The 26,738-nt window shown below is 60.2% G+C and carries 17 protein-coding genes; 15 read left to right on the forward strand and 2 right to left on the reverse strand.

From position 1 onward, the window contains the following. The first annotated feature begins 279 nt into the window (after positions 1-279). From D8U70_RS19400 to pgm, 3 genes are all read left to right on the forward strand, one after another. Positions 280-1,746, forward strand: a complete 1,467-nt coding sequence (locus D8U70_RS19400) for a hypothetical protein (protein WP_071172545.1) — start codon at positions 280-282, stop codon at positions 1,744-1,746. 49 nt (positions 1,747-1,795) lie between these two features. After that, on the forward strand, positions 1,796-3,196 hold the full coding sequence (locus D8U70_RS19405) for a PLP-dependent aminotransferase family protein (RefSeq protein ID WP_130929535.1): 1,401 nt from the start codon (positions 1,796-1,798) through the stop codon (positions 3,194-3,196). Between the two features lie 108 nt (positions 3,197-3,304). Further along, positions 3,305-4,951 carry a phosphoglucomutase (alpha-D-glucose-1,6-bisphosphate-dependent) gene (pgm, locus tag D8U70_RS19410; RefSeq protein WP_016774846.1) on the forward strand — a complete coding sequence of 549 codons (1,647 nt, stop codon included), beginning with the start codon at positions 3,305-3,307 and terminating at the stop codon, positions 4,949-4,951. Between the two features lie 54 nt (positions 4,952-5,005). Here the strand turns inward: pgm and D8U70_RS19415 are convergent, their stop codons facing one another. Beyond that, complete coding sequence (locus D8U70_RS19415; protein ID WP_073476198.1) at positions 5,006-5,701, reverse strand: pirin family protein; 696 nt, start codon at positions 5,699-5,701, stop codon at positions 5,006-5,008. A 257-nt stretch (positions 5,702-5,958) separates the two neighbouring features. Here D8U70_RS19415 and D8U70_RS19420 point away from each other — a divergent pair, with 257 nt between their 5' ends. Next, positions 5,959-8,433: a UvrD-helicase domain-containing protein gene (locus tag D8U70_RS19420; RefSeq protein ID WP_130929536.1), complete on the forward strand. Its 2,475-nt coding sequence runs from the start codon at positions 5,959-5,961 to the stop codon at positions 8,431-8,433. 49 nt (positions 8,434-8,482) lie between these two features. Here the strand turns inward: D8U70_RS19420 and D8U70_RS19425 are convergent, their stop codons facing one another. Beyond that, positions 8,483-8,755 carry a DUF1652 domain-containing protein gene (locus tag D8U70_RS19425; protein WP_041480416.1) on the reverse strand — a complete coding sequence of 91 codons (273 nt, stop codon included), beginning with the start codon at positions 8,753-8,755 and terminating at the stop codon, positions 8,483-8,485. Between the two features lie 265 nt (positions 8,756-9,020). Between D8U70_RS19425 and D8U70_RS19430 the strand changes: the two genes are divergently transcribed. From D8U70_RS19430 to D8U70_RS19480, 11 genes are all read left to right on the forward strand, one after another. Next, a complete protein-coding gene (locus D8U70_RS19430) occupies positions 9,021-9,836 on the forward strand; it encodes a helix-turn-helix domain-containing protein (protein ID WP_130929537.1) in 816 nt (271 codons plus the stop codon). Positions 9,837-9,888: 52 nt separating this feature from the next. Continuing rightward, entirely contained in the window at positions 9,889-11,295 is a 1,407-nt protein-coding gene (locus tag D8U70_RS19435) for an FAD-dependent oxidoreductase (RefSeq protein WP_130929538.1), read from the forward strand. 31 nt (positions 11,296-11,326) lie between these two features. After that, the gene (locus tag D8U70_RS19440; protein WP_024013066.1) at positions 11,327-11,671 is read left to right on the forward strand and encodes a cupin domain-containing protein; all 345 of its coding nucleotides are present in this window, start codon (positions 11,327-11,329) and stop codon (positions 11,669-11,671) included. 55 nt (positions 11,672-11,726) lie between these two features. Then, a complete protein-coding gene (locus D8U70_RS19445; protein WP_130929539.1) occupies positions 11,727-12,812 on the forward strand; it encodes a polyamine ABC transporter substrate-binding protein in 1,086 nt (361 codons plus the stop codon). Positions 12,813-13,275: 463 nt separating this feature from the next. Beyond that, positions 13,276-14,721 (forward strand): serralysin family metalloprotease, encoded by a 1,446-nt coding sequence (locus tag D8U70_RS19450; RefSeq protein WP_130929540.1) that lies wholly within the window; start codon positions 13,276-13,278, stop codon positions 14,719-14,721. Positions 14,722-14,812: 91 nt separating this feature from the next. Beyond that, the gene (locus D8U70_RS19455; RefSeq protein ID WP_153188968.1) at positions 14,813-15,235 is read left to right on the forward strand and encodes an AprI/Inh family metalloprotease inhibitor; all 423 of its coding nucleotides are present in this window, start codon (positions 14,813-14,815) and stop codon (positions 15,233-15,235) included. Between the two features lie 180 nt (positions 15,236-15,415). Beyond that, on the forward strand, positions 15,416-17,191 hold the full coding sequence (locus D8U70_RS19460) for a type I secretion system permease/ATPase (RefSeq protein WP_130929541.1): 1,776 nt from the start codon (positions 15,416-15,418) through the stop codon (positions 17,189-17,191). Continuing rightward, positions 17,188-18,537: an HlyD family type I secretion periplasmic adaptor subunit gene (locus D8U70_RS19465; protein ID WP_130929542.1), complete on the forward strand. Its 1,350-nt coding sequence runs from the start codon at positions 17,188-17,190 to the stop codon at positions 18,535-18,537. Before D8U70_RS19460 ends, D8U70_RS19465 begins: the two co-directional genes overlap by 4 nt. A 2-nt stretch (positions 18,538-18,539) precedes the next feature. Next, positions 18,540-19,910, forward strand: coding sequence for a TolC family outer membrane protein (locus D8U70_RS19470; RefSeq protein WP_024013060.1), 1,371 nt, complete (start codon positions 18,540-18,542; stop codon positions 19,908-19,910). A 313-nt stretch (positions 19,911-20,223) separates the two neighbouring features. Beyond that, entirely contained in the window at positions 20,224-23,184 is a 2,961-nt protein-coding gene (locus D8U70_RS19475) for an autotransporter serine protease (protein ID WP_241664674.1), read from the forward strand. Positions 23,185-23,568: 384 nt separating this feature from the next. Then, on the forward strand, positions 23,569-26,646 hold the full coding sequence (locus tag D8U70_RS19480) for an autotransporter serine protease (RefSeq protein ID WP_130929544.1): 3,078 nt from the start codon (positions 23,569-23,571) through the stop codon (positions 26,644-26,646). The last annotated feature ends 92 nt before the right edge of the window (positions 26,647-26,738 follow it).

Here is a 26,738-nt window from a genome sequence, read left to right on the forward strand (position 1 = left end):
AGGGCGTTTCGGAAGTTGCTTCTCCTTTTCTTGTAATGATTTGTCGTGGGACGTTGTGGGAAGTTTCCTCAGATCATTTTCGAATTGCGAAAGCCCAATGAATACGGGTGGTTGAACGTGACGCTTGGCATCTGGATGGCTTTATTCAGGTGAAGTGTTTCAAATAACTACAACTTTGTAAGTGTTAGCATTTCAGCGTCTATTACTTATTGATCCAATTGCCGCGCGCCCATTGTCATGTCTGCGCGGCATGAAACTTTTGATACCGGGTAAATACCGATGAGCACGATCCATGATCAGGCAATGAACTATGTCTATCAGCAAGTATTGCAGCGTCTGCTGAGTTTCTTTTCCCGAGCCGAGCGCACGGCATTGCAGTTGTTGATACAGCGCCTGGTGGTGGCCGCAGGCGGCATGGAAAACATTGGGCAATTCAAGGTGCTGGTGCCTCAGTCCGGCCTGCGTGACGGCTGTTACACCCTGGCCTTGCTCCGGGCTGCGCAGTTGACCATTGCCGGACGTGCTCCGGCGACCTTCCAGTTGCGCGTGGCTTCCCTGCGCTGGAGTGGCGACAGCCCGCTCGCCCTGCAAAACCTGCATCGCAGCTACAGCGCGCTATTCCTTTATGACGATCCACGGGTCGAGGTGCTGATGGTGGATAACCGCGAAGTGCTGCCGTTCGACCATCGCACGCCTGTGAGCAACGAAGGGCGTGAGGCCAGCCGCGTCAATCTGCTGCTGGTCGGGCACTGTCGCACTTGGCTGGAAACGCCTGAATTATGGGATGACGCCTACCTGGCGACGGCCGAGTACTACAGCCAGATCGCCCGCTGGAACAATGGTGTCGACGCCATGATCAGCACTGAAACCAAAGGCAGTCAGCAGCATTTCCTCGAAGGCCTGAACCGTGCAATGCAGCGAGTGGCAATAGCCGGTCCAGAACTGGTCAATGCCGGATTCGAAGCACTTTTTCCGCTGCTCGACGGGCTCGGTGATGATTTTTACCGCGAGCTGCGCGCAGATGACGACCGGATAGCGTGGCGCCCGGAAGGTGAGTTCGAAGCCTGTCGGCGCACCAGTTTTATCGACATCAACGACATGATGGTCGGCAAAATCGAGGATCGTTGGCCGCTGCTGGGCGAATTTCTCGGTTATGAGCCTGACGACCTGGCACTGTACCAGGGCGAAGCGGTATTCGCTGACCCTCTGATCTCGGCGCACGTGCGAGGTTTGTACGCACGCTTCATCGAGGGGCGCGCCTATGAGGCGGGCATCGACGATTACGTCCGGCACACGCTGGCCGACATGCGGCGAAAGCAGGTTGCCGAAACCGTCTGCGAGCACTTGCTGGCCAGCTACGACAACGCCGGCGGGCCAGAACAACTGCGGATGCTTGCCGAGGATTACCTCACCAATGGTTTCGGATTGAGCGAAACGCAGCTGGTGTGCCTGCTGTTTGCGCCGTTCATCGACAACGGCAAAGGTCTCGAACGCTTCCTGCGCAACTGTCATCCCGGCATGCTGGTCGCCATGCCTGACCTGCACCGCGCCATGCAAGGCTTGCACGCGCCGGAGCAGGTTTTGAAGTGGATAACGGAAGTGAGCGGGTTGCCGGTCAGATTGGTGATCCGCCTCTATGCAACAGGCCCTGTGCAGATTCATGCGCCCAGGCAATTAGCCTCGGAGAACGCGTCTGAGGATCAGGCGGGTTCGGCCTCGTCATTCGAGCGGTCGACGGAACGCTGACGGTGAGCCGGAGCCTGGGTTGTGAACCGATATCTACGGAAATGAGGGTGTGAAAAGCGCGCGGGACAACGACTTTGTTTATCAGGCAGTTTATCGATATCTGACCACGCTGATTGATGACGCCGGAGGTGGTGCGGCGGTACGCATGCCTTCCTTGCGACAACTGGCGGATCGACTGAATGTCTCCATTTCAACGGTGCAGTACGCCTATTCGCTTCTGGAGAAGGAAGGTCGAGTCTATTCGATAGCCAAGTCAGGGTATTACGCGCAAGCGCTGTTCAGCATGGATGCGCCCGGCAACGGCAATGATCTGCTGGAGACCGTGTACGTCAACGCCAGACGTCCCGGAATGTGTGTGTTGAGCGCCGACGAACCGGCCTCGCTGCAACCGCTGGACAGTCCGTTGTTGACGTTGGAACGTGAGCTTCTGCGCCAATATCCACGTCAGCTACAGACATTCGTGCAACCTTGCGGAGAGCTGGAATTGCGGGTTGCCCTGGCAGCGCGGTACACGAGTTCGACAGAGCATTTCTGGCATGCCGATGACATCTATATCGGTGCTGATCTGCGCGGGGTCCTGGAGATTCTGATTTCGGTGCTTGAATTGCGTCAGGCCAGCGTGATTGTCGAATCACCGTGCGACTGGGTGATATTGCGTCTGCTCGAGTCGTGCGGGGTGCGCGTGATCGAATGGCCATTGCTGGCCGAAGGCGTGCTTGATCTGTCGGTACTGCAATCGCTGCTGGAGAACGAGCCAGTACGTCTGGTTCTGTTGTCCTCAGTGTTGAGCATGCCCCACGGCAAGGGTTTCACCCATGAGCGTCAGCAGGCCGCTGCGCAGTTGCTCAATCAACATGGCGTCTGGGTACTGGAAAACGACTGCTACAGCGAGCTTGACGAGCGCAATGATTCACAGCGTTTGCGCAGTTGGCTTGATCCTGAGCGTCTGCTGGTGTTTTCCACTTTCGAGAAATTCGTCGGCGCTGAAGCGCCATTCGGCTTTGTCCTGTCGCGTCATTGGCGTGAGGCGCTGCAACGCCATTTTCTGCTGCGCGCATTTCGCTTGTCGCCGATCCGCCAAAAGGCGATTGCCCGGTTGTTGAATGGCGGGCGGCTTGATCAGCACTTATCTGTGCTGCGGCGAATGCTGGGTGAGCGGCGAGCCATGTTGATCCAGGTTCTGCACGAACGTTTGGGCGATACGCTGCAGATAGTCGAGCCGCAGGGCGGGGCGACGGTGTGGGTGCGTTCGTTACGGCCGGTCGACATGGCGAATGTGTTCCGTCGCCTGCTCAAGCAACAGATCATCGTGGCCCCCGGCGAGCTGTTCAGCCTGCAAGGTCTGCATGCGGATCATCTGCGGATAAGCGCGTTGCACCACGGCGAGCGGGATCTGCCGAGTGTCATCGGCTTGCTCGGCGATGCCTTGCGCCTGTCACCCGGTCAATAACGTTAAAAAACATCGGGCGAGTTTCGGATACATCCCGTCGCACAGTGGTCAAACTGCCAGTAAACTGCGCTGCATTTCCTGAACCACTCCGATTTCAGAGGTTTTTGCATGACACTCAGTCCTTTTGCGGGCAAACCGGCACCGGCAGAACTGTTGGTCGATATCCCGCGACTGGTTACGGCCTATTACACCGGCCAGCCTGATGCATCGATTTCTACCCAGCGAGTGGCGTTCGGCACGTCCGGCCACCGCGGCAGTTCGTTCGATTTGAGTTTCAACGAATGGCATGTTCTGGCCATCAGCCAGGCGATCTGCCTGTATCGCGAAGCCCAGGGCATCACCGGCCCGCTGTTCGTCGGCATCGACACCCATGCATTGTCGACCCCGGCCGGCGCCAGCGCACTGGAAGTCCTCGCCGCCAACGGCGTCACCGTGATGATCGCCGAAGGCGATGAGTACACGCCGACCCCGGCAGTTTCCCACGCCATTCTCTGCTACAACCGCGGCCGTACCTCCGGCCTGGCAGACGGTATCGTCATCACGCCGTCGCACAACCCGCCACAAAGCGGTGGCTACAAATACAACCCAACCAACGGTGGCCCGGCCGATACCCACATCACCAAGTGGATCGAAGCCAAGGCCAACGAGCTGCTGGCGAACAAACTGGCCGGGGTTAAACGCATCAGCTACGAGCAGGCGCTCAAGGCCAGCACGACCCATCGCCACGATTACTTGAACACTTATGTCGCCGACCTGATCAACGTCATCGACTTCGATGCCATCCGCGACGCCAAGCTGCGTCTGGGTGTCGATCCGCTGGGCGGAGCAGGGGTGCGCTATTGGTCGGCCATTGCCGAACACTACCGTCTCGACCTGGAAGTGGTGAATAAACAGGTCGATTCAACGTTCCGTTTCATGACCGTCGACTGGGACGGCCAAATCCGTATGGATCCGTCGTCCAGCCACGCAATGCAGGGCCTGATCGGCCTGAAAGAGCGTTTCGACGTGGCGTTTGCCTGCGACCCGGATCATGACCGCCACGGCATCGTCACGCCGTCCGGTGGTTTGCTCGCGCCGAACAACTATCTGGCGGTATCCATCGACTACCTGTTCCAGAACCGTCCGCAATGGCGCGCTGATGCCGCCGTGGGCAAAACCGTGGTCAGCAGCGGCCTGATCGACCGCGTGGCCAAGCGCCTGGGCCGTCGTCTCTACGAAGTGCCGGTTGGTTTCAAGTGGTTCGCCGATGGCCTGTTCGATGGTTCGCTGGGTTTTGGCGGTGAAGAGAGTGCTGGCGCCTCGTTCCTGCGCAAGGATGGCGGTGTATGGAGCACCGACAAGGACGGTCTGATTCCAGCCTTGCTCGCCGCTGAAATGACGGCGCGCACCGGGCGCGATCCAAGTCAGGCCTACCGCGCGCTGACCGACGAACTGGGCGAGCCGTTCTCGGTACGTGTCGACGCCAAAGCCAACCCGGAGCAGAAGGCGCTGCTGAGCAAGCTGGCGCCGGAACAGGTCACCTCGACCGAACTGGCGGGCGAAAAGATCCAGAGCATCCTCAGCCATGCACCGGGCAACGATCAGGCCATTGGTGGTCTGAAAGTCATGACCGAGAACGGTTGGTTCGCCGCGCGTCCGTCGGGCACTGAGGACATCTACAAGATCTACGCCGAAAGCTTCCTCGGCGACGACCACCTCAAGCAACTGGTGGCCGAAGCGCAAACGTTGGTGGATGGCGCTATTTCCACCAAGTGATGCGCACATGAAAAAGGGCAACCGTACTGGTTGCCCTTTTTTATTGCCTGCAGATCAAGCCAGGTCGACCAGTACGATCTCGCTGTCTTCGATCGCCGTGACCGTCAGCACTTGCTCATGGGCCACCGCAACGCCATCGCGCGCTTGGGCACGCAAGCCATTGACCTCGATCACGCCAGTGGCCGGAACCAGATAGGCGCGACGCCCTTCGTCGAGCCGGTATTCGGCTGTTTCACCAGCCTTGATGTTCGCCGCCACCAGACGAGCATTGGCGCGAATGTGCAGGCTCTGGTCGTCGCCGTCCTTGCCGCTGGCCAATGTCACAAAACCCTCGCGCTCGCCTTTGGGAAACGGCTTGGCACCCCAGGACGGCGGCGCACCGGTTTCGGTCGGCAGAATCCAGATCTGGAAGATCTTGGTTTCCTTGTCCTCCAGGTTGTACTCGCTGTGAGCGATGCCGGTGCCGGCGCTCATCACTTGTACGTCGCCGGCTTCGGTGCGGCCCTTGTTGCCCAGATTGTCCTGATGCGTGATGGCACCTTCTCGGACGTAAGTGATGATTTCCATGTCGCGGTGCGGATGCTGCGGGAAACCGGTACCTGCGGCAATGATGTCGTCGTTCCACACGCGCAAGTTGCCCCAGCTCATCCGCTGCGGATCGTAGTATTCGGCAAAGGAAAAGTGGTGATGCGCGTCCAGCCAGCCATGATGGGCGCCGCCCAGCGAGCTGAAGGGTCTGAGTTCAAGCATGATCGTCTCCTAATAAGGGTCGTCAGGGGGCGGTCCCCGTGGTTGATGACGACGATCATCTATCAGGCAATCATCGATAAAAAGCGCAAAAACTGCCGCATCATGATCAGGTTATTTGATGGGAATGCGCCTCGAAATCGTCTCATCCGACTTTCAATTCGTCGCCTAAACCGATGACCTGTAAGCATTTCGCTAGAACTGGACGGCAAATCCAGACACCATAGCCGCCACAGCCTCACACCCTGGAGTCCGTCAGCGTGGCGCAACACATTCCCGATCTTCCCCCTGAACTTCGTCCACTGGCCGAGATGCCCTGGTTCAAGCGTCTGGCCGCGCGATTCTTTGGTCACGGGTTGACCAAGCTGCGCGCCCAGCACCGGGCGTCGTGGCTGCACGGGCAAGCCGACGGATTTCGCAGTGGCCACACCGCTGGCGTCGAATACGGTTTCAAGGAGGGCAAGCTTGAGGGTTTGGAGGAAGGCCGCCAGGTGCTGCTGATTCGCGACAGCCGCAACACCGAGCATCGGCCGCCCAGCGTCGATAACAACCTGTTCGATGACTGGCGCCTGCCGCTGACGGCGGAACTGAAGAAGCGCATCAAGGCTGACGTTGCCCGTTTGCTTCCGGCCCACGCCCAGCCCAGCGCCGCACAGTGGAAGATGATCTTCAGCGATACGCCGTCCACCTCGGTGGTGGCCGGTGCCGGCGCCGGCAAATCGACCACGCTGGTGCTGCGCATTCTGTTGCTCAGCCATTATCTGGGTTTTGAGCTGGATTCGATGACCGTGGTGACCTTCACCCGCGAATCGCGCAAGGACTTCATCAACAAACTGATCGAAATCTTCACGCTGTGGGGGCAGCCGCTGAACCTCAAGCAGGCCCGCGAGCTGGTCAGAACCTTCCACTCACGCATCCTGCCGATGGTGCGCAGCCTGCCGGGTTTCGAGCGTTTGCAGGCCTTCGAGAACCTCAGCGATCGCCCGCAAAGCGGCGCGGAGGAGGTCGACAGCAATCCGTTTGACCTGCGCATCAATGACGCGCAGCGCCAGCAACTTAATGCTTGTTATCACCGCCTGTTCAACGACGATGAGCGTTTCCGCCAGTTGATCCAGCCGCTGTCCCGTGCCGGATTACAGTTGAAGGAACTGGAGCGCGATCATCCTGATGTGCAGAAACGCATGGCGGTCACCGAACTGGCGGCCAAGCGCGATGAAGAGCTCTGCGATGTGATTGAAGATTTATGGTTTCGTGCAGGGGCGTGGCCCATTAAAGGCATCGAGCCGAATCGGCAAGCCTTCGAAATCAATGGCTCGAAGTTCCACGCTCATGGCTATATTCCCAGCCTAGATGCCTGGGTGGTGCTCGGCTTTGATCCCAGGGAAAACGCCCAGCTGACCCGACCCAACGCCAAGCTGAGTGTCCGTGCAGAGTGGGCGGTCAAGCGCACCCTGTTTCAAGCTTTCTGCCGTAAACCATTGATATGGCTGGATAGTTACGAGTCATCCAGGCGCGTTCTTGCGACGTTGGCCGGAGATGCCAGCGCCGGTCCCGGCTTTGATTACAAGGTCAAAGGCGAGCTGGCATCGGCGCCATTGCTGGATTGTTTTGTCGCCGCAGCAGGCTTTATCGAAAACCTCGGCCTGGATGTACCGGACGCGGTCAGTCGGATGAGCTTCGCCAAGGACGATCCCGATCGCTTTTTCTTTGAAGCCCTGAGCCTGTTCTGGCGCGCATTTGAAGATCATCTGCTGGATCAGAAACCGCCAGTGATGACCTACAACCGCATGTTCGCGCTGTTCAGCGAGCACTCGCCGGAAAACCTCAAGCTGCTCAGCGATGAGTTGCTGCGGCCTATGGCGCATTTGATGATCGATGAGTTCCAGGACGTATCGCCGCAGATCGTTTCGTGGATTCGCGCCAGCCTCAATGAAATCCGCAGCCGTGGCCCGGCCATGCACGTTGGGCGAGGGGCGCAGCGGTCGTCGCTGTTGTGCGTCGGCGATGACTGGCAATCGATTTACGGTTGGCGCGGCAGCTCACCGAGATACTTCATGGAGTTCAACAAGGAATTTCCTTCACCGAGCACCACAAGAGTGATGCTCAGTGACAACTATCGCAGCCATCAGCACATCATCGACGCCGCCGAACACATTGTCCGTGCAGCGCCGGCAATCGCAGGCAAGAAGGCCAAGGCCAGTGGTGAGCCCAAGCCGCTTCACCCGGTCAATGTGCTTGAGCGGGATGATGAAGCATTGGGTCAGCGCCTGGCCGAGCATTATCGGCGCGGCGATTCAATCTTGATGCTTTATCGAAAAAGCAGCGATAAGTTGTTGATAGACCAGCATATTCAGCCTGTACTTAATGTAGATTCGAGCTTGCCCTATGACGCGCGGCGGCTGAAGCAACTGACCTATCACAGCGCCAAAGGCTTGCAGGCTGACGCAGTATTTCTGCTGGGTGATTGCCAGCATCTGACCAGTTCTCCGTACAAGAATCAGGTCTATCGCATGGCGGGATTGGGCAAAAGTGGCGACAGCGAGCCGTACGACAATGCGCAAAAGGACGAAATCCTGCGCCTTGCCTACGTCGGTATCACGCGCGCCGTCAGCCATTGCTATTGGTACGTCGAGCCGCAGGAAACCCAAGCGGTAAACATGCCGAGGGCGTCGGATCGAGTCGCCAAGGGTAAGCCCTTCTTCGTCGACCATCGACGCGAAAAGGCCAGCGCCTGACCAATAAAAAGCCCGCATCGCGGCGGGCTTTTTGTTTTAAATCAGGTGGTTATGCGTAGTTCTTGAGAGATTCAGGAGGAGTGAAAGCTTCCAGCTCATCCTCGATGGCTTCGATGATGCGCTCGACGTCTGCCGCGTTCATCACCGTTGCGCAGGGAATGCCGGCAATGGCGATCATGGTTTCGCCGCTGGCACGATCAAACAGACGGGCGATCAAGCTGCCCGGCGCATCCATCGTCGCCTCGAAACCCATGGGATGAAAATGCCAGCGCATCAGCTGGCAAGCGTTTGGAAAGGTGACTTTGCTGAACCCTTTATTCATGGTGTTGCCCGCCTGCTTCATCGAGCGCTTCCTTTTGCTCATGTTAGGTGGGAAGAGCCTTCATTGGCTCAACCAGTGCTTGAGCTTTAAAAGTAGCATCCGTGTGTGAAAAAACTGTGAGTTTTTTCAGTCCGTTTAGCGATTGATTCGCATTTTTTGATGTAAGTCACTGGCTCATCGATTATCGCCAAAACGCCACCATGGATTTTTCATTGAAGCGGCAGAGGAAGTTGGGCAAGCTCGGTTCTTTTTTGCCGAGCCGCTTATGCACGCCGATGATGACGGCCCAGAACAGACCCAGGCCACGGCCGCCACGGTCATGCGCTATCACCTGAGCTGGAAACACCGTGATCTGGACAGCGTGATGGCGCTTTATCACGCCGATATCCAGTACAACGATTTCTTTCAGAACCGGGTGCTCGGTCTGGATGAGTTACGCGAATACGTGCGCGTGAGCATGCCGCGAGAATCCGACGAACTGCTCGAACATTGCGACCGAATCCGGGTGGATGGCAACACCGCATTCATTCAATACGAGGTGACCTTGCGCGGCGGCGACGGCCTGGTGTCGTTTCGTTCCAGCGAAGCGATCACGGTCAAGGACGGCTTGATCTGGCGCGTCAACGAGTATGCCTCGCTGGTGCGTACTCAAGCCGACGGCAGTTCGGCACAGAGTCAGCGTCCGGCCGTCAGTCGGCTGGGTCTGTCACCGCGGCAGCTGAGTTTCATGGCCGAAGACCTGCAGCAGTATTTCGAAAAGCAGCAGCCTTATCTGGACCCTGAGCTTGACCTGCAACGGGTGGCGAAGGAGTGCGGGTACAGCCGCAATCAGATCTCCTATCTGCTCAATCAGGTGCTCGGGCAAAGCTTTTACCGCTACGTCAATCAGGCGCGCCTGCAGCATTTGCTGCGTGCGCTGGACAGCGCTACGCCGCCGTTGCGTGTCGACGAGCTGGCGTTTGCCGCCGGCTTCAATTCGTTGTCAGCGTTTTACAAATGCTTTCGCGAATACACCGGCCAGTCGCCCAAGGCCTATGCCAAACAAATTTCTCTGCGGGCACGCGCGCAAGACATCCACTGAAGGCAGCCACTAGGATCGACGCCATCGAAAGTTTTCAGTGGCGGAGTCTTGCATGTCGGCGTGGCGCACGATCAGTTTGTGGATGGATCAGCTCGATGAGCCGCTATTGGCGCGGCCTGCGCTGGAGCGGGACCTGGACGTCGACGTGGCGATCATCGGCGCCGGTTACACCGGACTGTGGACGGCGTACTACCTGAAAAAACAGGCGCCCGGCCTGGATATCGCCATCGTCGAGGCGCAAACCGCCGGGTTCGGTGCATCCGGACGCAATGGCGGCTGGCTGATGGGTAATTTGCTGGGCGAGGATCGCTTGCTCGCAGGCTTATCGCCGCAGCAGCGCAGGGCGTCGTTCGATCTGCTGCACAGCATCCCCGATGAAGTGGAGATCGTCCTCGAACGCGAAGGCATCGACTGCGATTACCGTAAGGGCGGGGTGCTTTATTGTGCCGCGCGCTACCCAGAGCAGGAAGCCGTTCTGCGCGATTACCTGAGCAAGCTGCACGCCCAAGGCCTTACCGATAACGACTACCGCTGGCTCAGTCCCGAGCAGCTGGCCCGGCAGATCCGCGTGGCCAAGCCCTACGGCGGCATCTTCGCCCCCCATGTCGCGACCATTCACCCGGCGAAACTGGTCCGTGGTCTGGCGCGGACCGTGCAGAACATGGGCGTGAAAATCTACGAAAACAGCCCGGTTACTCACTGGCAACCCGGCAGTTTGCGGACCGCCAAGGCCAGCGTGCGCAGCCGTTGGATCGTCCCGGCGGTGGAAGGTTATTCGGTGACCTTGCCGCCACTTGGCCGTTATCAATTGCCGGTGCAAAGCCTGATTGTCGCCACCGAGCCGCTGTCCGCTGCGACCTGGGACGAAATCGGCCTCAATCGCGGCCAGGCCTTCAGTGAATTCAGCCGTCAGGTCACCTATGGCCAGCGCAGTGCCGACAATCGTCTGATCTTCGGCGCCCGTGGCGGTTATCAGTTCGCCGGCAAGCTGCGCCATGACTTCAACCTCACCCGCGATGAGGTCGAACTGCGCCGCTATCTGTTCGGCGAACTGTTCCCGCAGCTGAAAAATGTGCAGATCACCCACGCCTGGGGCGGCAACCTTGGCATGTCGCGGCATTTCAAGCCGCACATGCTCTGCGACCGCGCCAACGGCATCGCGTTGTCTGGCGGTTATGGCGGCGAGGGCGTCGGTGCCAGCAATCTCGGCGGCCGGACGCTGGCCGATCTGATTCTTGAGCGCGACAGCGCGCTGACCCAACAACCGTGGGTCCTGCCCGACGGTGGCATTCATGCGCTGCGTGCCTGGGAGCCAGAGCCATTCCGCTGGCTCGGCTACAACGCGATCATCAAAAGTTTCGTGCACGAAGACCAGACCCTGGCCAATCCCGCGACCGCGCCCTGGCGGCGCAAGCTCGCCAGCCGGGTCGCCGGGTTCATGGAAGGTTTCATGCACTGAACGCCGTTTCCCTCAATAAACAGGTCACGCCATGAGCATCACCCAATTCAAGAACACCGCCACGCTTGAGCTCGAAGAATCCAACCCGGTCGCCGTGCCCCTCGGCGAACCCGTCGCAATTGCCTCGACCACCAGTGTCGAGCGCGACGACGGTGTCGAAACCGGCGTCTGGGAATGCACCCCGGGCCGCTGGCGGCGGCAGATCACCGCGCAGGAGTTCTGCCATTTCATTTCCGGGCGCTGCACCTTCACCCCTGACGGTGGCGGCGAAACCCTGCACATACAAGGCGGCGACGCACTGATGTTGCCTGCCAACACGCTCGGGATCTGGGATATCCAGGAAACCGTGCGCAAGAGCTACGTGCTGATTTTCTGATTGTTTGATCCTTTGATTGCCTGCCAACAAAAAAAGCCCATACAGGAATCGCCCCATGATCCAGAAAACCCTCGCATTGGCGCCGCTGTTGCTGGCCGCTTCCGTCAGTCACGCGGCCGAGACGGTCAAGGTCTACAACTGGTCCGACTACATCGCCCCGGACACCACGAAGAATTTCCAGAAAGAGACGGGCATCGGCGTCACCTATGACGTCTACGACAGCAACGAAACCCTCGACGGCAAGCTGATGACCGGCAAATCCGGTTACGACGTGGTTTTTCCGTCGAACCACTTCATGGCGCGGCAGATTCAGGGTGGGGCGCTGAAGAAACTCGACAAGAGTCAGTTGCCGAACTGGAAGAATCTCAACCCGGCGCTGCTCAAGGCCTTGCAGACCAACGACGCCAACAACGAGCACGGTTTCCCTTATCTGTGGGGCAGCACCGGCATCGGCTACAACATCGCCAAGGTCAAAGCGGTGCTGGGCGACGACGCGCCGGTGGATTCCTGGGATCTGATCTTCAAGCCCGAATACATGGAAAAACTGCAGAAGTGCGGCGTGGCGATCCTCGACAACGGCCCGGAACTGCTCCCGGCGGCGCTCAACTATCTGGGCCTGCCGCACCACAGCAAGAATCCCGAAGACTACAAAAAAGCCGAAGCCCTGTTGATGAAAGTGCGGCCCTATGTCAGCTACTTCCATTCTTCGAAGTACACCAGTGACCTGGCCAACGGCGACATCTGCGTAGCGGTGGGCTTTTCCGGCGACATACTGCAAGCGGAGAATCGCGCCAAGGAAGCCAAGAACGGCGTCGAGATCGGTTATGCGATTCCCAAGGAAGGCGCGGCGATCTGGTTCGACATGGTCGCCATGCCCGCCGACGCACCAGACGAAAAGGCCGGCTACGCCTTCATGAACTACCTGCTGCGCCCCGATGTCATGGCCGGCATCAGCAACTACGTGCATTACGCCAATGGCAACGAACAAGCCGACAAACTGATCGACCCGGCGATCAAGAACGACACCAAGGTTTACCCGAGCCCGGAAATGATGGGCAAGCTGTTTGCGCTGGAGGCGATGCCGCTGAATATCGACCGGATCCGGACGCGGGTTTGGAACAAGATTCGTACCGGTAGCTGAGTTTTTTCAGGCCAACATACAAGACCCCTGTGGGAGCGAGCCTGCTCGCGAAGCGGTTTGTCATTCGACACTTATGTTGACTGGCTTGGCGTCTTCGCGAGCAGGCTCGCTCCCACATTCGTTATTCAATGAATCAGGATAGTTGATATCAGATCACTGGCACCATTGGCGAAAAGTGTGACTTGCCCAACAAATTCAAACTTAGCGATATTTAATATTTAAATAGAAAATCGTCAGACAATTTCCACCCTCGCTACAACTAAAAACAATCTTTCCTCCCCGCACGCTTTGTTTACGGCAGTTTCCTGATACCACCAAATTGGATCGCAAAAAAACTCTTTACGACAGATTTCCAATTGTGTCAGGTTCGTTACGCCTTCATTGGGCGAGTGATAGGACGATCTCGCCAAAGATCGTCCTGTCGGACAAAAACTGTTCCATTGCTAAACAAGGAAGTGTGTTTATGTCGAAAGTTAAAACCAATGCTGTTGATTCCGCCGAACAGGCTTTCCAGCTGGCTGCCTTCAGCTCGGCGTACAACCAGATCAATAGCTTCAGCCATCAGTACGACCGCGGCGGCAACCTCACGGTCAATGGCAAACCCTCGTACACCGTCGACCAGGCGGCTACGCAACTGCTGCGTGACGGCGCTGCCTACCAGGACAAGGACGGCAGCGGCAAGATCGAACTGACCTACACGTTCCTGACCTCGGCCTCGAACAGCACGATGAACAAGCACGGCATCAGCGGATTCAGTCAGTTCAGCGCGCAGCAACAGGCTCAGGCCAAGCTCGCCATGCAGTCCTGGGCCGACGTGGCCAATGTCACCTTCACCGAGAGAGCCTCGGGCGGCGACGGGCACATGACCTTCGGTAACTACAGCGGTGGCCAGGATGGTGCTGCGGCGTTTGCCTATCTGCCGGGGACCGGCGCCGGTTATGACGGCACCTCGTGGTACTTGATCAACAGCGGTTACACGCAGAACAAGAACCCGGATCTGAACAACTACGGTCGTCAGACCCTGACCCACGAAATCGGCCATACCCTTGGCCTTGCGCACCCCGGCGACTACAACGCCGGCAACGGCAACCCGACCTACAACGATGCGACTTATGGCCAGGACACCCGTGGCTACAGCGTCATGAGTTACTGGAGCGAGAGCAACACCAACCAGAACTTCAGCAAGGGCGGCGTCGAAGCCTATTCGTCCGGCCCGCTGATGGACGACATCGCCGCGATCCAGAAGCTCTACGGCGCCAACACCAGCACCCGCACTGGTGATACCACCTACGGCTTCAATTCCAATGCCGGCCGCGATTTCCTCAGCGCGTCGTCGTCGAGCGACAAAGTGGTGTTCTCGGTGTGGGATGCCGGCGGCAAGGACACCTTGGATTTCTCCGGTTTCACCCAGAACCAGAAGATCAACCTCAATAGCGCTTCGTTCTCCGACGTGGGCGGCATGGTCGGCAACGTGTCGATCGCCAAGGGCGCAGTCATCGAGAACGCGATTGGTGGTTCGGGCAGCGATCTGTTGATCGGCAACAGCGTGGCCAACGAGCTGAAGGGTGGTGCCGGCAACGACATCCTGTACGGCGCTGGTGGTGCTGACAAACTGTGGGGCGGCGCCGGTTCGGACACTTTCGTGTTCGCCGCCAGTTCGGACTCCAAGCCGGGGGCGATCGATCAGATTCTCGATTTCGTCAGTGGTCTGGACAAGATCGACCTGACCGGCATCACCAACGGCGCGGGCCTGCACTTCGTCAACAGCTTCACCGGTTCTGCCGGCGATGCCGTGCTGACCTCGTCGGGCGGCAACAGCCTGTTGTCGGTGGATTTCTCCGGGCATGGCGTGGCTGACTTTATCGTCAGCACCGTGGGCCAGGCTGCGACCAGCGACATCGTCGCGTGATGTGAGAGGAAAGCGGCGCCTCGTGCGTCGCTTTCTTCGCTTGCATCGGCCTGATCGCCGAGCAAGGCTACGAGCGGAAGTGAAGTTTCCTATGACTCGATACGTTTTAACTGACACGACGATGGCATGGCTGATGGCAGTCACGCTGATGATGACCGGAGCGACAAGCATGGCAAGCAGCCTCAGACTCGAAGAACCCTCGGCATTCGCCGGGCGCTGGCAGGCCACTTTGACCGGTCACAGCGACACACCCGAAACGCGGTCGCTGCAAGACAAGCCCTCGAACACTTGCCTGGTCGAGCTTGCGCCGAACCAGACCTTGGGCGAGGGCACTCAATGTCTGGCCGCGTGGTTGGGCGAAGCGCCAATCGGCTGGTTTCCAGAGCCCGATGGCATTTCCATCACCGGCAAGGAAGGTTCGAGGATCGCCTTCTTCAGCCGCCAGCGTGATGGCATTTATACAAAGGCCTTGAGCGCCGAACTGCTTATTACGTTAGAGCGCGCAGCGCAGTAGGCAATGGTTGGCGGGTGAAAGAAAGTTGATATAAGCCAGTGGTCGTGCGTTATAAGCGCGGCATCCGGTCAAGTTGTTATGAAATTGTAAGCGCTACTTGCAAGTCATCTTTGGCAGGCAGGCGGAATATCAATGGAATGCTCGTCCGGTAATGACGAGGCATGAATTCAGGAAGAATCAATGAAGATGGCGAAGTCTTCTGCCACCGCTCCGTTAATCAAGGCATTGGGCGACTATAAAAGCATTCTGATCAGCGTCGGTTGTTTCACCGCGCTGATCAACGTGTTGATGCTGGTGCCGTCGATCTACATGCTGCAAGTTTACGATCGAGTATTGTCGTCGCAGAACGAAACCACCCTGGCAATGCTGTCGTTGATGGTGGTCGGTTTCTTCGCCTTTATCGGGCTGCTGGAAGTCATCCGCAGCTTTATCGTCATCCGCATCGGCAGCCAATTGGAGCGGCGCTTCAATCTGCGCGTCTATCAGGCCGCGTTCGAGCGCAACCTGTTCAAGGGTGAGGGTAACGCCGGGCAGTCGCTGGGCGACCTGACCCACATCCGCCAGTTCGTCACCGGCCCGGCGCTGTTCGCCTTCTTCGATGCGCCGTGGTTCCCGGTCTATCTGTTTGTCATCTACTTGTTCAATGTCTGGCTCGGCGTGCTGGCTACGGCGGGCGCGCTGTTGTTGATCGCGCTGGCGTGCCTGAACGAATACATGACCAAAAAGCCCCTCGGCGAAGCCGCCGGTTTTTCCCAGCAGTCCAGCCAGTTGGCCACCAGCCACTTGCACAACGCCGAAACCATTCAGGCGATGGGCATGCTCGGCTCGCTGCGCAAACGCTGGTTCGGGGTGCATTCGCGCTTTCTCGGCTTGCAGAACCAGGCCAGCGACACCGGCGCGGTGATCAGTTCGCTGAGCAAGACCCTGCGCCTGTGCCTGCAATCTCTGGTGCTGGGCCTGGGCGCGTTGCTGGTGATCAAGGGCGACATGACGGCGGGGATGATGATCGCCGGTTCGATCCTGATGGGTCGCGTACTGAGCCCGATCGATCAGTTGATCGCCGTTTGGAAACAGTGGAGCGGGGCGAAGCTGGCTTACCGGCGCCTTGATGCGCTGTTGCAGGCGTTTCCGCCTAGCGACGAGGCGATGGCACTGCCGGCACCGAAAGGCCAGATCAGCTTCGAACAAGTCAGCGCCGGCCCGCCGGGGCAGCGTGCGGCCACTTTGCACATGGTCAATTTCAATCTGAGTGCTGGTGAAGTGCTGGGTGTGCTCGGCGCTTCCGGTTCCGGCAAATCGACGCTGGCTCGAGTGCTGGTCGGTGTGTGGCCGGTTCTGGGCGGCACCGTGCGCCTCGACGGCGCTGATATTCATCGCTGGAACCGCGATCAGCTTGGTCCTTACATCGGTTACCTGCCGCAAGACATCGAATTGTTCAGCGGCAGCATCGCCGAGAACATTGCGCGCTTCAGCGAAGCCGATCCGCAAAAAGTCGTAGCTGCCGCGCAACAGGCCGGCGTTCACGAAATGATCCTGCGTTTGCCGCAGGGCTACGACACCAAACTGGGCGAGGACGGCAGCGGTTTGTCCGGCGGCCAGAAGCAACGCGTGGCCCTGGCCCGCGCGCTGTACGGCACGCCGAGTCTGGTGGTGCTCGATGAACCCAATTCCAACCTCGACACCGTCGGCGAAGCGGCATTGGCCAGCGCCATTGCGCAACTCAAGGCGCAAGGCACCACGGTGATTCTGGTGACGCACCGTTCTTCGGTGCTGGCTCAGGCTGACAAATTGCTCGTGCTCAACGATGGCCGTTTGCAGGCGTTCGGCCCGAGTCAGGATGTGCTCAAGGCACTTTCCGGTCAGCAGGAACAGCAACGCGAAAAAGCCGCACAAGCACCGGGCGGGCTCAGCATGAGCCGGCAGTATCAGCCCACGACAAGGAATTCGGGTGTATGAGCAGCGCCAGCATGAACACTGAAAACGAAGCGAACATGGAACACGCCTACCTCACCGAACGTCCGGAGCGTGATGCGAAATTCTTCGCGCGCCTGGGCTGGATTCTGGCCATCGTCGGCGCTGGCAGTTTCTTCACTTGGGCCGCACTGGCGCCGCTGGATCAAGGCATTCCGGTCCAGGGCACCGTGGTGGTCTCGGGCAAACGCAAGGCTGTGCAGTCGATGAGCAGCGGCGTGGTCAGCCGGATTCTGGTGCGCGAAGGCCAGATCGTGAAGCAGGGCCAGCCGTTGTTCCGCCTTGATCAGACGCAGGTCGCCGCCGATGTGCAATCGCTGCAGGCGCAGTACCGCATGGCTTGGGCCAGCCTCGCGCGGTGGCAGGCCGAGCGCGACAACCTCAAACAAGTGACCTTTCCGCCTGAATTGAGCAACGACCCGGACCCGCGCCTGGCGCTGGTGCTGGAAGGCCAGCGGCAACTGTTCAGCAGCCGCCGCGAAGCGTTCTCCCGGGAACAAGCGGCACTGCGCGCCAACATCGAAGGCGCCACCGCGCAACTGGCCGGCATGCGCCGCGCCCGCAGCGACCTCAATGCCCAGGCCAGTTCCTTGCAGCAACAATTGAGCAACCTGCAACCGCTGGCCGACAACGGCTACATCCCGCGCAACCGTTTGATGGACTACCAGCGGCAACTGTCGCAGGTGCAGCAGCAACTGGCGGAAAACACCGGTGAAAGCGGGCGTGTGGAGCAGGGCATCCTTGAGTCACGCCTGAAGTTGCAGCAGCACGGCGAGGAATACCAGAAGGAAGTGCGCACGCAACTGGCCGATGCGCAGTTGAAAAGCGTAACCCTGTCCGAGCAATTGACCTCCGCCGGTTTCGACCTGCAACACAGCGAGATTCTCGCCACCGCCGATGGCGTGGCGGTCAACCTCGGTGTGCACACCGAAGGCGCCGTGGTGCGTCAGGGCGAAACCCTGCTGGAAATCGTTCCGCAAGGCACCACCCTGGAAGTGGAAGGGCACTTGCCGGTCAACCTGATCGACAAGGTCGGCACGCATTTGCCGGTGGACATCCTGTTTACCGCGTTCAACCAGAGCAAAACCCCGCGCGTGCCCGGCGAAGTCAGCCTGATCTCCGCTGACCAGATGGTCGATGAGAAAACTGGCGTGCCGTATTACGTGTTGCGCAGCAGCGTCAGTGATCAGGCGATGGAAAAGCTCAACGGTCTGGTAATCAAGCCCGGCATGCCGGCGGAAATGTTCGTGCGCACCGGTGAGCGTTCACTCCTCAACTACCTGTTCAAACCGCTGCTTGATCGCGCCGGTTCTGCGTTGACCGAGGAATAAGGATGTTCGGCTGTATGAAAAAGCTTTGCATGCTGGGGGCCGCAATGACGCTGCTCGCGAGTCACTCGGCAGTCGCGGCCATGGGGCCATTCGAGATTTACGAACAGGCATTGCGCAACGATCCGGTGTTTCTCGGTGCAATCAAGGAGCGCGATGCTGGCCTGGAAAACCGCGTGATTGGCCGCGCCGGCCTGCTGCCACGCATCGGTTACACCTACAACAAGGGCCGCAACTCGTCCAAGGCGACGTCTCTGGATGATCGTGCGCGCAACCGAACTGATGAGCGCAACTACAACAGTTACGGCTCGGCGCTCACGGTGCAGCAACCGCTGCTTGATTACGAGGCTTACGCGGCGTATCGCAAAGGTGTGGCGCAGTCGTTGTTTGCCGACGAAGCGTTTCGCGGCAAGAGTCAGGAACTGTTGGTGCGCGTGCTGGATAACTACACCAAAGCCTTGTTCGCCCAAGACCAGATCGACATCGCCCAGGCGAAGAAGAAGGCCTACGAACAGCAGTTCCAGCAGAACGAACACATGTTCAAGCAGGGCGAGGGCACGCGCACCGATATTCTCGAAGCCGAGTCGCGCTATGAGCTGGCGACTGCCGAGGAGATCGAAGCGCGCAACGAGCAGGATGCCGCTTTGCGCGAGCTGGGCGCGCTGGTGGGCGTGCCGGCGGTGGACATCGGCGATCTGGCGCCGCTTGGTCAGCAATTCCAGACCTTCACCCTGCAACCGGCCAACTTCGACACCTGGCATGAACTGGCGATCAGCAACAACCCGAACCTCGCTTCGCAGCGGCAGGCCGTGGAAGTGGCGCGCTACGAAGTCGAGCGCAACCGCGCCGGGCATCTGCCGAAAGTCAGTGCTTATGCCTCGATGCGCGACAACGAGTCGGAAAGCGGCAACACCTATAACCAGCGGTACGAAACCAACACCATCGGCCTGGAAGTCAGCGTGCCGCTGTACGCCGGCGGCGGGGTATCGGCCTCCACACGGCAGGCCAGCCGCACCATGGAACAGGCTGAGTACGAACTGGATGGCAAGACCCGCGAAACCCTGATCGAACTGCGCCGCCAGTTCAGCGCGTGCCTGTCCGGGGTGAGCAAATTGCGCGCTTATCAGAAGGCCCTGAAGTCGGCCGAGGCGCTGGTGGTCTCGACCCGACAAAGCATTCTGGGCGGCGAACGCACCAATCTCGATGCGTTGAATGCCGAGCAGCAACTGTTCACCACCCGCCGCGACCTGGCCCAGGCACGCTACGACTACCTGATGGCCTGGACCAAATTGCATTACTACGCCGGGACGCTGAATGAGCAGGATCTGGCGCGGGTGGACGAAGCATTTGTGGTCGCGCAACAGCCCTCACCCTAACCCTCTCCCAGGGGGAGAGGGGACCGATCCGGGGAGATTGGCGAGATGCACCGACTTGAACGAGCTGTGCTGAATCCGTAATCGACTGTTTTTCTCAGGTCGCTGAATGACTGAAGACAACACGGTCGGCGCCCTCTCCCACAGGGAGAGGGCTGACCGAGTGGCCTGCGATAGCTGCATCGACCTGAACCACCGAGCTGGACGCAGGTTTTGACATCAACACAAATCGGCTCCCTCTCCTCGGGGAGAGGGCTGGGGTGAGGGGAACAGGCGACACCGCAATTCAGCCCTGAACAAAACAACAAAAACGAGAATGATGACCATGGACGTACGCATCAAGCCGATTTCGCTCGGTACCCTGTTGCTTGTGATTTCTGCAAACCAGGCTCAGGCCCAATACCTGGAACCCGGCCAGGCCGGCAATCCGGCCAGTTGGCGCAGTGCCGAGTTCCTGCGTGACTGGGGTCTGCCACGCATGCAGGCCGATCAGGCCTACGCAGCCGGCATCACCGGCAAGGGCGTGAAGATCGGCGCGCTCGATTCCGGTTTCGATGCCGCCCACCCGGAATTCTCCGCCGCCCGTTATCACCCGGTAACCGCCAGCGGCAGCTACGTCGATGGCTCAGCGTTCAACGTCGACGGCACGCTCAACCCGAACAATGATTCCCATGGCACCCACGTCGTCGGGACCATGGGCGCAACCCGTGACGGCAGCGGCATGCACGGGGTGGCGTACAACGCGCAGATCTACGTCGGCAACACCAACAAGAACGACAGTTTCCTCTTCGGCCCCAGCCCTGATCCGCGTTATTTCAAAGCGGTCTACGACAGCCTCGCCGATGCCGGGGTGCGGGCGATCAATAACAGTTGGGGCAGCCAGCCGCCGGATGTCAGCTATCGCACCCTGGCGGATCTGCACGCCGCCTACGCGCAGCACTGGAACAAGGGCACCTGGCTCGACGCCGCTGCCGACGTTTCGCGGCGCGGTGTGATCAATGTCTTCAGCGCCGGCAACAGCGGTTACCCGAACGCCAGCGTGCGCTCGGCGCTGCCGTACTTTCAGCCGGATCTGGAAGGTCACTGGCTGGCGGTGTCCGGTCTCGATCAGAGCAATCAGCAGAAGTACAACCAGTGCGGGATCGCCAAATACTGGTGCATCACCACGCCGGGGGCGAAGATCGACAGCACCATTCCCGGCGGCGGTTATGCGATCAAGTCCGGCACCTCGATGGCGGCGCCGCACGCGACCGGCGCCCTGGCGCTGGTGATGGAACGCTATCCGTACATGAACAATCAGCAGGCGCTCGAGGTGCTGCTGACCACCGCCACCCAGCTCGATGGCTCAGTCACGGACGCACCGAACGAGCGCGTCGGTTGGGGCGTCGCCAATCTCAATCGGGCGATGCGCGGGCCGGGGCAATTGCTCGGTGCGTTCGATGCCAATCTGGGGGCAGGGCAGCGCGACGTCTGGAGCAATGACATCTCCGACAACGCGCTGCTCCAGCGCCAGCGCGAAGACCTCGCCGAGCACAGCGCCTGGCAGCAAACCCTGCAGGACAAAGGCTGGCAGAACGGTGTGCCGGCCGGCGCCAGTCAGCAGGACCAGACCGATTACGCCGTCGGCATGTTGCGTGATGCGGCAGCGGCAAACCGTGTGTACGAGGGCAGCCTGATCAAGTCTGGAGCCGGGCAATTGCTGCTCAGCGGCGCAAATACCTATCGCGGCCCGACCACGGTCAACGGCGGTCTGCTGACCGTCAACGGTTCGCTGACCTCAGCGGTCACCGTCAACGGCAGCGGCACCCTCGGCGGCTCCGGACGCATCGGCGCGTTGACCGCCAACGGCGGCGGCCGGGTCGCACCGGGCAATTCCATCGGCACCTTGAACGTCGCTGGTGATGTGACACTCGCCCCGGGCTCGACCTACGCCGTTGAGCTATCGCCCACCAGCAGTGACCGCATCGTCGCCGGCGGCACGGCAACCGTCAGCGGCGCCAGCGTCAGCCTGGCGCTGGAAAACAGCCCGACCTTGCTCAGCAGCGCCGAAGCGCAAAGCCTGCTCGGCCGCCAGTACAACATCCTGCAAGCGGCAGGCGGCTTGCAGGGACAGTTCGCTGCGGTGGTGCCGAACTACCTGTTCATCGGCGGCGCTCTCGACTACGCCGCAAGCGGCATTCAGCTGAATATCCAACGCAACGCGACAAGCTTCGCCAGCGTCGGGCAAACGCCGAACCAGCGTTCGGTGGCGGCGGCAGTCGAAGGGCTGGGCGCCGGCAATTCGGTTTACGAAAGCGTTCTTCGTGCACCGACTCAGGCCTCGGCGCGACAAGCCTTCCAGCAACTGAGCGGCGAGATTTATCCAGCGCTGGGGACAATGCTGATCAACGACAGCCGCCAGTTGCGTGATGCACTCGGCGAGCGGCTGCACGATGAATCGGCGACTCGCAGCAACGGCTGGATTAAAGCCCTAGGCGCATGGGGCAGTACCGATTCCAGCCACGACACGGCCGGCTACAACACTTCGATCGGCGGTCTGCTGGCCGGTGTCGACGGCGCGCTGGACGAGCAGACCCGCATCGGTCTGGTCACCGGTTATAGCGACAGCTCCTTGAGCATGGGCTCGGGCACGCATTCCTCGGCGAAAGTCGACAGCTACCACCTCGGTGCTTACGCCGGGCACGACCTCGGCGCCTGGCGCTTGAGCAGCGGTGCGGCGTACAGCTGGCATCGCGGCGATGTGAAGCGCGATCTGCAATACGACGAGGTCAGCGCCAAGCAGAAAGCCAAGCTTGATGCGACCACCACTCAGGTTTTTGCCGAGGCGGCGTATCGCTTGCAGTTGCAAGCGTTGGCGCTGGAACCGTTCGCCAACCTGACCTACCTGCATCTCGACACCGAAGGCTTCACTGAGAAGGGCGATGCCGCGGCGCTGAAAAGCTCGGGCGATCGGCGCGATGCGGTGTTGAGCACCTTGGGCGTACGGGCGAGCAAAACCTTCGACCTTTCCAGCCAGCAAGCGCTGGACGTCAGCGCGCGGCTCGGCTGGCAGCACAGCCTCAGCGATATCGAATCAGAACAGCATTTGCGTTTTGCCAGCGGCGGCACGCCGTATTCCGTGGAGAGCTCGGCGCTGGTGCGTGATGCCGCACTGGTCGGGGTGCAGGCCAGTCTGGCATTGAGCAAGGACGTGCGGGTCAACCTCGATTACAACGGCCAACTGGCCAGCCGCGAGAAGCTGCATGGCATAGGGCTGAGCCTGAACTGGCAGTTCTGATTCCATAGGTTTGAGCCGCTGTGGCGAGGGGATTTATCCCCGCTCGACTGCGCAGCAGTCGCAAAACCTGTGTTGATCGTTCCCACGCGCAGCAAAGGAATGCAGCCCGGGACGCTCTGCGTCCCATTGGAACGCGGAGCGTCCCTAGAGGCATTCCCACGCAGAGCGTGGGAACGATTAAGGCAACGCCAGCCGCGAGGAGCTGCATGGCGTTGGGCTGAGCCTGAACTGGCAGTTCTGATTGCATGGGTTTGAGCCACTGTGGCGAGGGGATTTATCCCCGCTCGACTGCGCAGCAGTCGCAAAACCTGATCGTTCCCACGCGGAGCGTGGGAACGATCAAGGCAACCGGATTTTTCGCAACATCACTAAGGAAGGTCGTGGATGGATAACAACAATACCCCCGCGCAATCGGGTGGCCGCTTTGCCCTGAAAACCCTGACAGTCGCCATGCTCTGTGCCAGTGCGATGGCACAGGCAGCGCCTTACGTTGAGAACGGCCGCAGCGGCGATCCGTCGAGCTGGCGCAGCAATGAATTCAAGGCCGACTGGGGCCTGGGCGCGATCGGCGCGGATTACGCCTACGCCGCCGGCTACACCGGCAAAGGCGTGAAACTGGGCATCTTCGATCAGCCGGTCTACGCCGCGCATCCGGAGTTCTCTGGCAGTAACAAAGTCGTCACCCTGGTCACCAGCGGTATCCGCGAATACACCGACCCGTACATCCCGGTGAAAGCCGGCGACGCGTTCCGCTATGACGGTTCGCCCTCGGTCGGCTCCGACGGCAAGCTCGGCGCCCATGGCACCCACGTCGGCGGTATCGCGGCGGGCAGTCGCGACGGCGGGGTGATGCACGGCGTCGCGTTCGGGGCGCAGATCATCAGCGCCGACAACGGCGACCCGGGGCCTGAAGACGGCATCGTGCGTGGCAACGACGGCGCGGTGTACAAGGCCGGTTGGGATGCGCTGATCGCCAGCGGTGCGCGGATCATCAATAACAGCTGGGGCATCGGCATCACCGATCGCTTCGACCTCGGCGGCCGCGATCCGGCGTATCCGCACTTCACCGTCAACGACGCGCAGTTGCAGTTCAACGAAATCCGCACCTTGCTCGGCACCAAGCCTGGCGGCGCCTACGACGGCGCGATTGCCGCCGCACGCAGCGGCATCGTCACCATTTTTGCCGCTGGCAACGACTACAACCTGAACAACCCGGATGCCATTGCCGGCCTCGGCTACTTCGTTCCGGACATCGCGCCGAACTGGATCACCGTCGCCGCATTGCAGCAGAACCCGGACACCGCCAGCACCAATCCGTACGTGATCAGCACGTTCTCCTCGCGTTGCGGCTACACCGCCAGTTACTGCGTCTCGGCGCCGGGCACCAAGATCTACAGCTCGATCATCGAAGGCACCAACGCCGACAACTTGACCACCGGCTACAAAAACTACAACGGCACCTCGATGGCCGCGCCGCACGTGGCCGGTTCTATCGCGGTGCTGATGGAGCGCTTCCCGTATATGTCCGGCGATCAGGTCGCCAGCGTGTTGCGCACCACTGCGACCGACCTCGGCGCACCGGGCATCGACGCCTTGTACGGCTGGGGCATGATCAACCTGCGCAAGGCCATCGACGGCCCGGCGATGTTCGTCACCGAGCAGGACATTCCCGAGGAATTCCGCGTGCAGGGTGCTTACGGCTCTGGCCAGTTTGTCGCCGATCTGCCGGGCATCGGCGCGATCATCGATCAGGGCAAACCGACCGAGCGCGTGTGCAGCGACATCACGTGCGGCCTCGATACCTGGCGCAACGACATTGGCGGCCACGGCGGTCTGACCAAGCAAGGCATCGGCACCCTGGTGCTGACCGGCAACAACACTTACAGCGGCCCGACCCTGGTCAATCAGGGCCGTCTGGCCATCAACGGCTCGCTGCAATCGGCGGTCACCGTCAACAACGGCGGCATCCTCGGCGGCAATGGCCGCCTCGGCGCGCTGAAGGTGAACAGCGGCGGTACGGTGGCACCGGGCAATTCCATCGGCACCCTGAATGTGGCAGGTGACGTGACTTTCGCGCCGGGTTCGACCTACGCCGTAGAGCTGTCGCCGACCAGCAGCGACCAGATCGTCGCGGGCGGCAAAGCCGTCATCGAAGGCGCCACGGTGAGCCTGTCGCTGGAAAACAGCCCGACCCTGCTCAGCACCGGCGAAGTGCAAAGCCTGCTCGGCACTCGCTACAGCATTCTGCAAGCGGCGGGTGGCATTGAAGGGCGCTTCGGGCAGGTCTTGCCGAATTACGCCTTCCTTGGCGGCACTCTGGATTACTCGGCGGGCGGCATTCAGCTGGCGGTCGGGCGCAATGAGGCATCGTTCGCCAGCGTTGGTCTGACGCCGAACCAGCGCGCCGTCGGTGCCGCCGCCGAGCGTTTGGGCGCGGGCAATGCGCTGTTCGAAACCCTGTTGCTGTCGCCCAACGCGGCGTCGGCGCAGCAGGCCTTTCAACAGTTGTCCGGCGAGATTCACCCGGCCATCGGCACGCTGCTGATCAACGACAGCCGTTACCTGCGCGAAGCCGTCGGCGAACGCCTGCGTGAGCGTGATCTGTTCAATGCCGATGCGCCGACTGATGAGCGCAGCAACGTCTGGGTCAAGGTTCTCGGCTCGTGGGGCGAGAGTGATGGCGGGCACGACAATGCCGATTCCAATAGCTCCATTGGCGGGCTGCTGGCTGGCGTCGACGGTCTGATTGCTGAAGATACCCGTCTCGGTTTCGTCACTGGTTACAGCGACAGCTCGTTGAGCATGGGCAGCGGCACGCATTCCCAGGCGTCAGTCGACAGCTACCACTTGGGTGCGTATCTGGGCCATGAAATCGACGCGTTGCGCCTGACCGTCGGCGGCGCCTACAGCTGGCATCGCATTGATGTGAAGCGTGATCTGCAGTTCGGCGACGTCAGCGGCAAACAGAAAACCAAACGTGACGCGACCACCGCGCAACTGTTCACCGAGGCCGCATACGATCTGGGCCTGCAACCGATGAACCTGGAGCCGTTCGCCAATCTGTCCTACGTGCACCTCAACACCGACAGCTTCACCGAGAAAGGTGACGCGGCCGCGCTCAAGGGTGGTGAAGACAACCGCGACGTGGTGCTGTCGACCCTCGGCGTGCGCGCCAAGCGCAGCTTCGCCTTGTCAGATAAGCATCAGTTGGAACTGGGCGCCAGCCTCGGCTGGCAGCACAACCTGAGCAGCGTCGATGCCGACAGCCATCTGGCCTTCGCCAACGGCAACAGCGCCTTCACCGTGCAGAGCGTGTCGATGGATCGTGACGCTGCCGTGGTCGGCGTGCGCGCCGGGCTGGCACTCAATCGCGACGTGCGGGTCAACCTCGACTACAACGGCCTGATCGGCTCGAACGAGAAAGATCACGGAGTCGGTCTGACGCTCGACTGGCAGTTCTGAGGCGTAACCGGCAGCGCTTGATGGGCTGCCGGTTTTTCAAGGAAAAGGAGCGCTGCACATGGGATTGTTCGATTACAAAAATCCAAATGTGC

Origin of the sequence: Pseudomonas sp. Sample_20, assembly GCF_004307585.1 — a bacterium.
Lineage (GTDB): Bacteria > Pseudomonadota > Gammaproteobacteria > Pseudomonadales > Pseudomonadaceae > Aquipseudomonas > Aquipseudomonas atacamensis.